This is a genomic window from Mesorhizobium sp. LNHC229A00, assembly GCF_000502415.1.
Lineage (GTDB): Bacteria > Pseudomonadota > Alphaproteobacteria > Rhizobiales > Rhizobiaceae > Mesorhizobium.
In genome coordinates this window covers 164,747-177,574 of sequence record NZ_AYWQ01000006.1, presented here as the reverse complement: position 1 = coordinate 177,574, position 12,828 = coordinate 164,747, and the positions used below count along the sequence as shown (strand labels likewise).

At 64.3% G+C, this 12,828-nt stretch carries 12 protein-coding genes; 6 read left to right on the top strand and 6 right to left on the bottom strand.

Translation table 11 applies throughout. The features are described 5' to 3' along the window. Positions 1–7: 7 nt before the first annotated feature. Positions 8–2,221 (bottom strand): hypothetical protein, encoded by a 2,214-nt coding sequence (locus tag X742_RS156475; protein WP_031247902.1) that lies wholly within the window; start codon positions 2,219–2,221, stop codon positions 8–10. A 242-nt stretch (positions 2,222–2,463) separates the two neighbouring features. Here X742_RS156475 and dnaK point away from each other — a divergent pair, with 242 nt between their 5' ends. The 6 genes from dnaK to X742_RS156505 all read left to right on the top strand — a co-directional run bounded on the left by dnaK (position 2,464) and on the right by X742_RS156505 (position 8,296). Continuing rightward, the gene (gene dnaK, locus X742_RS156480) at positions 2,464–4,380 is read left to right on the top strand and encodes a molecular chaperone DnaK (RefSeq protein ID WP_023772071.1); all 1,917 of its coding nucleotides are present in this window, start codon (positions 2,464–2,466) and stop codon (positions 4,378–4,380) included. Between the two features lie 223 nt (positions 4,381–4,603). Beyond that, positions 4,604–5,731 carry a molecular chaperone DnaJ gene (dnaJ, locus tag X742_RS156485; RefSeq protein ID WP_015314665.1) on the top strand — a complete coding sequence of 376 codons (1,128 nt, stop codon included), beginning with the start codon at positions 4,604–4,606 and terminating at the stop codon, positions 5,729–5,731. Positions 5,732–5,835: 104 nt separating this feature from the next. Beyond that, the gene (pmtA, locus tag X742_RS156490; protein ID WP_023772070.1) at positions 5,836–6,441 is read left to right on the top strand and encodes a phospholipid N-methyltransferase PmtA; all 606 of its coding nucleotides are present in this window, start codon (positions 5,836–5,838) and stop codon (positions 6,439–6,441) included. Between the two features lie 234 nt (positions 6,442–6,675). Next, positions 6,676–7,272, top strand: a complete 597-nt coding sequence (locus tag X742_RS156495) for an NADPH-dependent FMN reductase (RefSeq protein WP_023772069.1) — start codon at positions 6,676–6,678, stop codon at positions 7,270–7,272. After that, on the top strand, positions 7,269–7,982 hold the full coding sequence (gene pyrF, locus X742_RS156500) for an orotidine-5'-phosphate decarboxylase (RefSeq protein ID WP_023772068.1): 714 nt from the start codon (positions 7,269–7,271) through the stop codon (positions 7,980–7,982). The genes X742_RS156495 and pyrF overlap by 4 nt, the downstream gene beginning before the upstream one ends. A gap of 26 nt (positions 7,983–8,008) precedes the next feature. Further along, positions 8,009–8,296, top strand: a complete 288-nt coding sequence (locus X742_RS156505) for a DUF1330 domain-containing protein (RefSeq protein WP_023772067.1) — start codon at positions 8,009–8,011, stop codon at positions 8,294–8,296. On the opposite strand, the gene X742_RS156510 is transcribed toward X742_RS156505, so the two are convergent. The 5 genes from X742_RS156510 to X742_RS156530 all read right to left on the bottom strand — a co-directional run bounded on the left by X742_RS156510 (position 8,293) and on the right by X742_RS156530 (position 12,727). Then, positions 8,293–9,351, bottom strand: coding sequence for a hypothetical protein (locus X742_RS156510; protein ID WP_023772066.1), 1,059 nt, complete (start codon positions 9,349–9,351; stop codon positions 8,293–8,295). The two genes, X742_RS156505 and X742_RS156510, sit on opposite strands and share 4 nt — an antisense overlap. A 136-nt stretch (positions 9,352–9,487) precedes the next feature. Then, positions 9,488–10,369, bottom strand: coding sequence for an SMP-30/gluconolactonase/LRE family protein (locus X742_RS156515; RefSeq protein WP_023772064.1), 882 nt, complete (start codon positions 10,367–10,369; stop codon positions 9,488–9,490). Beyond that, entirely contained in the window at positions 10,369–11,007 is a 639-nt protein-coding gene (locus tag X742_RS156520) for a 2-dehydro-3-deoxy-6-phosphogalactonate aldolase (protein ID WP_023772063.1), read from the bottom strand. The genes X742_RS156515 and X742_RS156520 overlap by 1 nt, the downstream gene beginning before the upstream one ends. Further along, a complete protein-coding gene (locus X742_RS156525) occupies positions 11,004–11,963 on the bottom strand; it encodes a 2-dehydro-3-deoxygalactonokinase (protein ID WP_023772062.1) in 960 nt (319 codons plus the stop codon). The genes X742_RS156520 and X742_RS156525 overlap by 4 nt, the downstream gene beginning before the upstream one ends. Next, complete coding sequence (locus tag X742_RS156530) at positions 11,960–12,727, bottom strand: SDR family oxidoreductase (protein WP_023772061.1); 768 nt, start codon at positions 12,725–12,727, stop codon at positions 11,960–11,962. Before X742_RS156530 ends, X742_RS156525 begins: the two co-directional genes overlap by 4 nt. Between the last annotated feature and the right edge of the window lie 101 nt (positions 12,728–12,828).

The window sequence follows — 12,828 nt, the reverse complement described above, 5'->3', positions numbered from 1 at the left end:
TGCCTCCTCAACGTTCGCAACTGACGGCTGGGGTCCGGAGCGGCAAGGTCATCTTGCAGCAAGGGTAGTAGCCACCCTTGTCCTTGTCGGACTTCCTGTAGAAGCAAAGTCCAACATCCACTCTGTCGCCCGGATAGTGGCCGGTGATGTCGATCGTGTAGGGCTTGCCCGGTGCATGCGACATAGGTGAGGTCACCGCGACGCCTGGCGTCCTGGATTGGGCCTTGATCGAATCGCCGCCGAAGCCGGCATGGTCATGGAGATAGAGATCGGCCTCGAGACCGCGCGGCGTGCAGTAATACTGCACGTCCTCCACGTCGAGACACGGAGGCAGATTGCCGGGCGGTGGGAAATCCGGCGGGTAGAAGGGGGGCTCATAACCGCCCGGTATTTCCTCATAATAGCCGGCCCGGCCCTCGCAGGGATGCCAGACGGCGACGTCGCCGACATGGCCTTCCACTTCGGGATCCTCGAAATAGCCGTCGAAATCGACGAACCAGGAGCCGAAGGGCGGCACGTTGTCCGGCTTGACCAGCTCCTTGGGCGTGATCTGCACGCCATGCACGGCAAGCGGCCCGCCCACGGCGAGCTTTTCGGCGAACTCGGGGTTGTCGCGCAATTTGTCGCCAGTGTTGACCAAGGTCTGGGTGCAGACCGAGGTGTCGAGATTGCCGTCGGCATCGTAGCCATATTGCAGATCGAGGCCGCCGGCCGACTGCCTGTTGCCTTGCGGGAAGCCGACCGCATATTCCTGCGGCGCTTCCACCCAGACCGATTCCGTCGAGGGATCGTCGGGATTTTCCCTGAAGTAGCGGATGACCTCGCCTTTGCCGGAATCGGCGAAGCGGCTGTAATCATAGCGGTTTTCGATCGGGCCGCGCTGGGCGAGATACAGGAAGCCGCTGTTGTCGAAAGCGATGTCGGTGACGGCGTAGTCCTTGTCGGCCTTCACAGTCAGTTCCCAGCGGGGATCGCCGGCGAAGGTGCCGTCGCGAGCAATGCCCACCGACCAGATTTCCGACTTTTCGCCGACCGAATAATAGAGCCGGCCGCCATGATAGGAGACGGCCCAGACCCGGCGCTCGTCCTGGGTGTAGCCCCAGCTGTCGGGGTCCTCGGAGTCGAAGGCCGCGCCCTGTACGTCCATCACCGCGCCGTCGTCGGCGACCGGGGCCAGCCCATGCGCCGGCCGGCCGGCGACGCCATGGTCGAACGTGTCGACCAGTCTGCCGTCGGCGTCGATGCGATGGATCAGGCCGGTGTCGAGATCGGAGGCAAAGAACTGGCGGTGGGCGGGATCGAAGGTGATATTGCCGATGCCGGGTCCGCTGTTGGTGTCGATGTCGGCGAATTTGGCGACCTGGCCGGTGATGCCGTCGATCTTCCATATGGTGCCCGGTCCGCCGCCGTTTTCGGTGCCGAACTGGCCCTCCATGAAGGTGGCGCCCGCCGTGCCGCGGCGCTGCCGCTCCGGCCTGCCGTCCTTGTCTGCGTCCGGCGTGACGATCTCAATGCCATGCAGCGAGGTAGCGGCCGCATAGAGGTTGGGAACGCCAGACGGCACACCGTCGCGCACGGCGTCATCATAGGTGAGGCCGAACACCTCACCGATCTGGCCTGCTGTCACCTCGAAGGGCGGCGGCGTGAAGACGAGCTGGCCCGAAGCCGGACCACCCAGGTGTGAAACGTCGAAGACGCGCAAGGTGGCGCGCGAGATGTCGATGAAGGTTTCGTCGACCGGATCGACGCCGGGCGGCAGCCCGTCGTCGAAATTGGGGATGATGGTGCCGGGAAAGCCGGTGACCGCCATCGAGCCGGGATAGATGATCTGGGTTTCCTGCGCTTGGGCGGCGGCGCTCAGCCACAGGTTGGCGGCAAGCGCCAGAGCCAGCAGGCCACCGGCCTGCAAGGCACCGCGCAAGCGGTTGTCGAACTCAAAAAAAAGCACGAACGCGCCGCGGATGCGAGACATGACACTACCCCCGTAGTCCAGGGGAGAGACGTCCGGACTTGCCGCGCAAATCAGGGCAAGGCGCGGTGGTCCGGCTCGTTCTTCCCTGATCGAATTGTCTGCTTTCCTCGCAGTGACGATACGCCTGCTCCTGCGCAGGGTCAACGGAATCAGCGGGAAGCCCAGCGCATCGACCCCGTCCCGAAGGCGGTGGTCGCGCCGAGCTCCTGTTGGTCCCGGAGACCATGGAGTCTCTGGGTTGCTAGTCATGGGGGGCTTCCTTTCCGGGGCCGCGCCATGCGGCACCTGGACATCAGTCGCGGGCCGGCGCGGAAAGGTTCATGGAAGCGTTGCGCAGAATGCTTGCGCGCGATGCCGCCTGTTCTTATATACGCGCCAAGCCGTGCGGCGCCGGAGAACCGGTGGGTGGACGGTATTTCTTGTGAACAGGGGCTTTCGTCGGAACGCCTTACCCGGGTCCTGAGAGCCTGCTTAGCGGAGAGACTAGAAAAATGGCAAAAGTAATCGGTATCGATCTCGGCACCACCAACTCGTGCATCGCCATTATGGATGGCAAGGAGCCGAAGGTAATCGAGAATGCGGAAGGCGCGCGCACGACGCCTTCCATCGTCGCCATCTCGGGCGACGGCGAACGCCTCGTCGGCCAGCCGGCCAAGCGCCAGGCGGTCACCAATCCTGAAAACACCATCTTCGCGGTCAAGCGCCTGATCGGCCGCCGCTATGACGATCCGGTGACGGAGAAGGACAAGAAGCTTGTCCCCTACAAGATCGTCAAGGGCGACAATGGCGATGCCTGGGTCGAGGCCGGCGGCAAGAAGCAGTCGCCCTCGCAGATCTCGGCCATGATCCTGCAGAAGATGAAGGAAACGGCGGAAGCCTATCTGGGCGAGAAGGTCGAGAAGGCGGTCATCACCGTTCCGGCCTATTTCAACGACGCCCAGCGCCAGGCCACCAAGGACGCCGGCAAGATCGCCGGCCTGGAAGTGCTGCGCATCATCAACGAGCCGACCGCGGCAGCGCTTGCCTATGGCCTCGACAAGAAGGAAGGCAAAACGATTGCCGTCTATGACCTTGGCGGCGGCACCTTCGACATTTCGGTACTCGAAATCGGCGACGGCGTGTTCGAGGTGAAGTCGACCAATGGCGACACGTTCCTCGGCGGCGAGGACTTCGACATGCGCCTGGTCGAGTATCTGGCGGCCGAGTTCAAGAAGGAACAGGGCATCGACCTGAAGAATGACAAGCTCGCCCTGCAGCGCCTCAAGGAGGCGGCTGAAAAGGCCAAGATCGAGCTGTCGTCGACGACACAGACCGAAATCAACTTGCCCTTCATCACCGCCGACGCGACCGGACCGAAGCACCTGACGCTGAAGCTGACGCGCGCCAAGTTCGAAAGCCTGGTCGAAGACCTCGTCCAGCGCACCATCGAGCCGTGCAAGGCGGCGCTCAAGGATGCCGGCCTGAAGGCTGGCGAGATCGACGAAGTGGTCCTGGTCGGCGGCATGACCCGCATGCCCAAGATCCAGGAGATCGTGAAGCAGTTCTTCGGCAAGGAGCCGCACAAGGGCGTCAACCCGGATGAGGTCGTGGCACTCGGTGCCGCCATCCAGGCCGGCGTGCTGCAGGGCGACGTCAAGGACGTGCTGTTGCTCGACGTGACGCCGCTGTCGCTCGGCATCGAAACGCTGGGCGGCGTGTTCACCCGGCTGATCGAGCGCAACACGACGATCCCGACCAAGAAGAGCCAGGTGTTCTCGACGGCCGAAGACAGTCAGTCCGCCGTGACCATCCGTGTCTTCCAGGGCGAGCGTGAAATGGCCGCCGACAACAAGGCGCTCGGCCAGTTCGACCTGGTCGGCATTCCGCCGGCGCCGCGCGGCGTGCCGCAGATCGAGGTCACGTTCGACATCGACGCCAACGGCATCGTCAACGTCTCGGCCAAGGACAAGGGTACCGGCAAGGAGCATCAGATCCGCATCCAGGCGTCGGGTGGACTTTCCGACGCCGACATCGAGAAGATGGTCAAGGATGCCGAGGCCAACGCCGATACCGACAAGAAGCGTCGCGCCGTGGTCGAGGCCCGCAATCAGGCCGAAGCCCTGGTGCATTCGTCCGAGAAGTCGCTGAAGGAATATGGCGACAAGGTCTCGGAGGCCGAGCGCACGGCGATTTCGGACGCGATCGCAGCGCTGAAGACCGCTGCCGAGGGCGACGATCCGGCCGACATCGAGGCCAAGAGCCAGGTGCTTGCCGAAGCTTCCATGAAACTTGGCCAGGCCATGTACGAGGCCTCGCAGAAGGAAGCGGCGGAAGCCGACGCCAAGGCGGATGCCGCCAAGGACTCTGACGTCGTCGACGCCGATTTCGAGGAAATCAACGAAGACGACGACAAGAAGAAGTCGGCCTGAGCAGCCTGACGGCAGGATAATGCGAAGAGCCCGGCGCAAGGCCGGGCTTTTTTGCAACCCTTGCTGAAATAGTGGCGCGCACTTCAGAAAAAATCACTCAAAACGACGGACAAGTTCGCGCCGGCCCTAGCATACGGGCAGCACCGCTCCTAAATCGAAACAACGTGCCGGCAAACGACGCAACATTGCATCAAGACGTTGAACATCCGGACTGCGGGAAAAAATGAAAGCTGATTTCTACGAAACGCTGGGCGTGCAAAAGGGCGCCGACGAGAAGGAGCTCAAGAGCGCTTTTCGCAAGCTCGCCATGCAGTTCCATCCCGACCGCAACCCCGGCGATCATTCCTGCGAGCACAAGTTCAAGGAAATCAACGAAGCCTACGAGACGCTGAAGGACCCGCAGAAGCGCGCGGCCTATGACCGTTTCGGCCATGCCGCCTTCGAGCAGGGTGGGATGAATGGCGCGCAGGGCTTTGGCGCCGGCGGCTTCGCCGACATCTTCGAGGACATTTTCGGCGACATGATGGGCGGCCGCCAGCGCCGCTCTTCCGGTGGCCGCGAGCGCGGCGCCGACCTGCGCTACAACATGGAAATCTCGCTGGAGGAAGCCTTCGCGGGGAAGACCGCGCAAATCCGCGTGCCGGCTTCGATCTCCTGCACGGAATGCTCCGGCAGCGGCGCCAAGCCGGGCACCCAGCCGGTCACCTGCTCGATGTGCAACGGCCACGGCAAGGTGCGCGCCACGCAAGGGTTTTTCTCGATCGAGCGGACCTGCCCGCAATGCCAGGGCCGTGGCCAGACAATCAAGGATCCCTGCCCGAAATGCGCCGGCCAGGGCCGTGTCACCGAGGAGCGTTCGCTGTCGGTCAACATCCCGGCCGGCATCGAGGACGGTACCCGTATCCGCTTGGCCAACGAGGGTGAGGCCGGACTGCGCGGCGGGCCATCGGGCGACCTCTATATCTTTCTGGCGGTCAAGCCGCACGAATTCTTCCAGCGCGACGGCGCCGATCTTTATTGCAAGGTGCCGATCTCGATGACCACCGCTGCCCTTGGCGGCTCCTTCGAGGTGACGACGCTCGACGGCACGCAGACCAAGGTGAAGGTGACCGAAGGTACGCAGAACGGACGCCAGTTCAGGCTCAAGGGCAAGGGCATGCCGGTGCTGCGCCAGCCCAATGTCGGCGACCTCTACATCCAGACCGCGGTCGAGACGCCGCAGAACCTGTCGCGTCGCCAGCGCGAATTGCTGGAAGAGTTCGAACAGCTCTCCTCGCAGGACAATTCCCCCCAATCGAGCGGCTTTTTCGCCCGCATGAAGGACTTTTTCGAGTCTTTCGGCGAGCGTTGAGACGCGACGAAAACTATCTTATCCACGCCATAGGCAAGGCCGCGCCTTGCCTTGCGTCATCCAGGTGTTAAGTAGCTTCAAGGGGCGCGCTGAGGAGAGCTTGCATGGCACGTGGTCACGGACTGCGGAAGGCGTTTGCCGAGAAGTTCGACGACGAACTCAAATTCTTCAAGGGCTGGATCGACAAGCCGAAGACGGTCGGCTCGATCGTTCCGACCAGTTCGATCACCGCGCGCAAGATGGCCTCGATCGTCAATCCCAAGTCCGGCCTGCCGGTGCTCGAGGTCGGCCCCGGCACCGGTGTCATCACCCGCGCCATCCTCGCCCAGGGCGTGCGGCCCGAAAACCTCTACGCGGTCGAATATTCCACCGATTTCGTGCGCCACCTGCGCCAGATCTACCCCGGCGTCAACGTCATCGAGGGCGATGCCTTCAACCTCGACGCCACGCTTGGCGAGAGGAGCGGGATGATGTTCGACAGCGTTGTTTCCGGCGTGCCGCTGCTCAATTTCCCGGTCGCCCAGCGCATCGCCTATATCGAGAGCCTGCTCGACCGCATTCCGGTCGGACGGCCGATCGTGCAACTGACCTATGGTCCGATGTCGCCGATCCCGGCCGGCCGCGGCAACTACACGGTGAAGCATTTCGACTTCATCTTCCGCAACATCCCGCCGACGCAGCTGTGGATCTACCGGCGCGAGGCACATTAGGATACGCCGAGATTCAGGTGAGGCCGGCCTGCAAATGGCTGACACCTGCGCTTCCGGTGCTCACGTACGAAAGTACGCTCCGCTCCGGTTCTCGGCATCAGCCATTTTCGACTCGCCCTGACCTGAATTTCGACGCACCCATCAGGCGTTTACGCCAGGTCGTTTTCGATTTTCGCGCTGGCGCGTTGATTTGCGCGGCCTCCGGCTGTACCTGTCCGGGAACAAGGGTGGCCCATGGCAGTGATCCCGAAAATCCTCGTCTTCGCCGGCTCGGTGCGCAGCGGCGCCTATAGCGGCAGGACCGCCGACGTGGCGCAGAAGGAACTTGCGGTGCAAGGTGCCGAGGTGACCCGTATTTCGCTTGCCGATTACCCCTTGCCGATCCTCGACGAGGACTTGGAAAAGGAAAACGGCGTTCCTGAAAACGCCCAGAGGCTGGCGCGGCTGATTGCCGCCCATGACGGGCTGCTGATCGCGACACCCGAATATAACGGTTCGATTCCGCCGCTGCTCAAGAACACGATCGACTGGGTGAGCCGGGTGCGCCGGGATGGCGGCCGGTCGGTCAGGCCGCTTGCCGGCAAGATCGCCGGCCTCTGCTCGTCCTCCAACGGGCACTTCGCCGGCATCCGCTGCATCAACCATTTGCGTGCCGTGCTGGTGCGCTGCCAGATGGAAGTGGTGACACCGGAATGCTCGGTGCCGGAGGGTGGCGACGCCTTCGACGGGGACGGCCATTTCCGTGACGAAAGACTGCACAAATCGATGGAGCACCTATGCCGCACGCTGATCGAAACCTCGCGCATGCTGTCGATCCGGGTCGAGGCGTGACCGCCGCAACCATGCAGCCTCATTCCATGCAGGAGCGATTGATCGTCGGCCTCGACGTGCCGACCGTGAAGGAGGCCGAGCAGGCGGTGCGCGAGCTCGACGGCGTCGTCTCCTTCTACAAGATCGGCTATCAGCTGGCTTTTGCCGGCGGCCTCGACTTTGCCAGGGAGCTGGCCAGCGGTGGGACGAAAATCTTCCTCGACATGAAGCTGCTCGACATCGACCACACGGTGGCCAAGGGCGTCGAGAACATCGTCAAGATGGGCATGACCATGCTGACCATCCACGCCTATCCCAAGGCGATGCAGGCGGCGGTGGAGGCCGCGCGCGGCAGCGAGCTTTGCCTGCTCGCCGTCAGCGTGCTGACCTCGATGGACGAGCAGGACATGATCGATGCCGGCTATGAATATGACCCACACACGCTGGTGCTGAGGCGGTCCGAACAGGCGCTGCATGCCGGTATGGGCGGCATCGTCTGCTCGGCCGCGGAAGCCGAAGCGGTGCGCCGCATCGTCGGCCCGGACATGGCGGTGGTGACGCCCGGCATCCGGCCGGCGGGGAGCGACCATGGCGACCAGAAGCGGGTGGTGACCCCGGCGCAAGCCATTCGCAACGGCGCCAGCCATCTTGTCGTCGCCCGCCCGATCGTCGCGGCCAGCAACCGGCGCGCCGCGGCGGAGGCGATACTCGAAGAAATGCGATCGGCCTGACGAGCCGGCACGGAAGGAGAAAAAGAATGCCCAAGGGATACTGGATCGCCCGCGTCGATGTGCGTGACGCGGAAGGCTACAAGGACTACGTCGCGGCGGCAAAACCAGCTTTCGAGCGCTTCGGCGCGAAATTCCTGGCCCGTGGCGGCGAGCATGAGAAGGCCGAGGGCCCAGGGCGGGAGCGCAATGTGCTTATCGAGTTCGAATCGCTGGCCGCCGCGCATGACTGCTACCACTCGCCGGAATACCAACGCGCCGTCGCCATCCGCCAGAAGGTCGCCGACGGCGAGATCGTCTTGGTCGAGGGTATCTAGCGCGAAAGCCTGTTCGCCGCGGTTTCAGCCATCGCGTCGGCCAGGCTCAGCCCCCATTGCGAGGCGCAATAAGCGCGAAAATCGAAGCAGGGCAGGCCGGGACAGACCTCGAACTCGATCAGATGAACCGTGTCGTCGGCCTCGACGCGCAGGTCGACGGAAAACACGTCGCGCAGGCCGAGCCCGGTGATCAGCCTTTGCGCGATGCGGCGGATTGCGGCATCAGCGCCCGGCTGACTTTCGCCAACCGGGAGCAGTACCGGCTCGGCATATTGGCCCGCCGCCCTTGCCGCTTCGCCGGTCCCGCCATAGAGCGCCAAACTGTCTTCCATGGTCTGGAAATCACCTCCCGACTCTACAAAGGCGACGCCGAGCGCTTCGACGCCGGTATCCCGCATCAGCCCAAGGAAGCTGGCGCGGACGTTGCGGCCGGCGACATAGGGCTGGACGACGACATCGTCGTGATAGGCGGCGAAAACACGCCGGCTAAGCTCCAGGGCGTGATCGAGATCGGTTACGCGCGAATCCGGCCAGATGCCGATCTTGGCGCCGAGCCGGTTGGGCTTGACGAACCAGCCGGCGGCGGAAGCGGGCGCCTCGACCAGCCATTTGCCATCCCGGGCAAGACCGGCCCGCGGCACCGGCAGGCCGAGCGCGCCAAGCACGGCGCCGGAGCGGAACTTGTCCTGGCAGAGCGCGAACAGCGAATCGTCGGCGCCGATGGTGTTGAACCCGCTCAGTCTTGCCAAAGCGGGGGCCGCGCCGCCACGGAAATAGGCGACGCCGTCGGTCAGCGTCCAGACCAGCGCGCTTCGCGGATCCTCACCGTCGAGCACCTTGGCGGCATCGTCGAGCACCACCGGCGCAAAGGACAGGCCGCGCGCCTCGCAGGCGGTGGCCAGCGCATCGAATTCCAGAGCGAGATCGGTTGACTGCGCCAGATAGGACGAGATTTCGGCGGCCCGCTGCGATGCATGACCTTCGGCGAGCAAGCGGTCGAAACACACCTTTTCGGGTTCGTGGACAAGGATGAGTTTCGGCTTGTGCATTGGCATGATGTGGCAGGTTCCCGACAGTGCGATGACCTACCATCGCACGGCCCGCGCAATCGGCTTTCGCGAAATCGACGCGCGCCGGACGCCTGCGTGACAGCGCCGGGATTGAGAACCGTGGCCCCGTGGCCCCGCAAAGTCAGGCGATCAGGACGCGCGGTTCCAGGCGGCCATTGACAGGAATATCGATCAGGAAGGTCATGCCGCCCTGCAGGTCGAGCAGACGCTGCTTTTCATTCTTGCCCGACCAGGCCGAGGTCACGGCCAGCCGATCGGCATTCCTGCCGACGAAGGCCGGACAGGATGGCTGCGTCACCGGCATGGCGACCGTGCGGACGAGCTTGCCGTCCGGCCCATAGGCCTCGAGGACGCTGCCACCCCAGACGGCGTTCCACAGGATGCCGTCGCGGTCGAGCACCGAACCGTCGATATAGCCCTTGGCTGAGCGGTGATCGACGAAGATCTTCGGCTCGCCGACGGGCAGGCCGGTCGCGGGATCGCAGGCAACGCGCATCAGCAATCCGGTCGAGGTGTCGGTGTAGTGGGCAAGCGCGCCGTCGGATGAAAAGCAGATCGAGTTGGACACGGTAATATCCGAAAACAGGCGGCGCAGTTCGCCTTTGAAAAACCAGTAAATCGAGCCCGCGCCCTTCTCCTCGCCCTTGCCCATGGTACCGACCCACAAGGCACCGCAGGGATGGACGCGGGAATCGTTGGAACGGGTGACCGGGTTGTCGGCCTCGATGGCGGTGTGCAGCGTCATTGCGCCGGTGGCGACGTCGCGGACAAAAAGCCCGGTTTCGGTGGCGATCAGCTGTCGCTTGTCATCGATGATCGCGATCGCGCTTGCCATCTGGCCAAGCTCGTGGATTTTCAGCGCACCGCCCGCCAAGGGCTTTTCCATGAGCTGGCTGTTGACAATGTCGAACCAGAACAGCGCATCCGTGCCGGGATCGTAACTTGGCCCTTCGCCGAGCTGACAGACATGATCGGAAAAGACGGCAACGATCGGTTCACTCATCATGCTTCTCCGAATACCTCATCCCAGGCAGTGACGGCTGCGTAGGCGCGCGCCGCCACATCATCGACGCTCATGCCTGGCTTGAACAGGCTGGAGCCAAGCCCGAAGACCGTCACGCCAACCGCCTTGTACCCGGCAAAGTCCTTTTCCGAAACACCGCCGACCGCGCCGACCAGCGTCTGCGCCGGCAGCACCGCCCGGATCGCGGAAATGCCCGATGCGCCGAGCACGCTGGCCGGAAAGAATTTCAGCGCCGAGGCGCCGAGCCGGATCGCCTGGAAGGCTTCGGTCGGGGTGAACACGCCAGGCATGGTGACCATGCCGTAACGCGCGGCGCGGCCCATCACCTCGGCATCGATGTTGGGGCTGACCAGCAGTCGTCCGCCGGCCGCGTGAAGACTGTCGACGTCGGCCGCTGTCAGCACCGTGCCGGCGCCGACCAAAGCTGTCTTCGGCAGCACTTGAACAAGCCTGGCGATCGACGAAAACGGCTGGGGCGAATTGAGCGGCACCTCGATGGCCTCGATGCCGGCATCGAACAATGCCTGGCCGATGGCGATCGCCTCGCTTGCCTTGAGGCCGCGCAGGATGGCGACCAGGCCGCGCTTGAGTTTTGGAAAGGGTGCGGTCTCGGTCATATGGCGGCTCCACTTCTGGTAATCATGCCATTCTCCCGCGCGGCCTCGATGAGACCGGCGCGTACAGCCTCGTCCGCGTCGACTGTCCGCACACCAAGCCCGGCAAGGCCGAGGGCGGCCTGGTAGAGCCCGGCCAGCGCGCCCGAGGCAATCAGCACGACCGATATCGCGCCGGCGCCATGCCGGCGCCGGGCAGAAGCGATCTCGCCGCCGATCAGCAAGCCGGACAGGCAGGCGGCCGCATCATCGGCCTCGAGGTCCTGGAGCAGGCCGGCGGCGCGGATGGCAAACAGCCGAGAGGTGACGTCGCCGCCATCGCCTAGCGCTGTTTCGCACCAGCGGCGGAAGAAAGGATTGTCTGGAGCAACCGGGCCCGGATGTTCACCCAGCGAGTGGCGCAGGATCGAGTGCGCGGCAAGCACGGAAAACAGCTCGCCCGTCGGCCAGGTGCCGAAGCCGGCGACGGCGCCGTCCTCCACCAGAACCCATTTCGAATGCGTGCCGGGCATGCAGACCAATTCGCGGCCCTTGGCCGGCAGGCCGGCGCCTGCAAGCTGCGTCTCCTCGCCGCGCATGACATCGGGCGCGTCGGCCAGACGCTGGGCGAGGCCGGGAATAATGCGGATGTCGCGCTTCTGCCCGGGCACCCTAGCGGCGCCGCCGAGAATGGCGCCGAGCGGCGACGGCACGCCGAGATAGGGTGCCTCCAGCCAACCCTGGCGCGAGCCGGCCATGCCGCAGATGATGACGGGCAATTCCTCCGGCGCGCCCATCGCTGCCAGATGGCCCTCCAGAACGTTGGCGAAGCCTTTTTCGCGCGCGGTGATCAGGCCATCGTCGCCGCGACGCTCCGCAAGCACCTTGCCGACGCCGTCGATCAGCCAGGCCCGAAGGCGGGTCGTGCCCCAATCGAGCGCCGCGACTGCCGGCACGCTGCTGGCAAACTCCGGGCTCACAGGAAACCTCCATCGACGACCAGCATCTGCGCGGTCAGCATGCGCGAGGCATCCGAGGCCAGGAACAGGACCGTGCCGATCATATCGTCCGGCCGCATGACGTCCCTGATGCACTGCTTGGCGACATGGGCGGCAAGCGCCTGTTCGGTGACCCAGCGCTGTTGCTGCCGCTCGGTGATCACCCAGCCGGGCGCGACGGCGTTGACGCGGATGCGGTCGGGGCCAAGCTTGCCGGCCAGACCCTTGGTGAGGCCGAGTATGCCCGCCTTGGCGGCGGTATAGGCCGGCATGTCGGGATGGTTGATCAGATAGGAGGTCGAGGTAAAATTGATGATCGAGCCGCCGCCGGCACGCTTCATGCCTGGTGCCACGGCCTGCGCGGTGAAGAAATGCGGCCGCAGGTTGATGGCAAGGTTGTTGTCCCAGAACTCGACGGTGACATCCTCGACGGCATGACGTTCGTCCCAGGCGGCGTTGTTGACCAGCACCGTGGGGTCGCCATGCGCCTCGGCTGCCTTCACGGCCGACGCCCGCAAAGCCTCGACGTCGCGCAGATCGGTCTTGAGATAGAGCGGACGATGGCCGACCTCCTTCTCGATGCGATCGGCAAGCGCCGTGCTGGGCGCATCGGCGATGTCGATGAAGGCGACCTTGGCGCCCTGGCGCATGAACCCTTCGGTCAGCGCCGCACCGATGCCGGAGCCGCCGCCGGTGATCAGCACCGAAGCGCCTTCGAGGTCGGCAAAATACGCCGATGGCATCATGATTTTTCGTCTCCGGGTCAACCGGCGCGCATCCTAGCCAGACACGTCCGGCGGGCAAGGGCGAAAAGACTGATTTCCGGGCTTATGTCTGACAAAAAGGC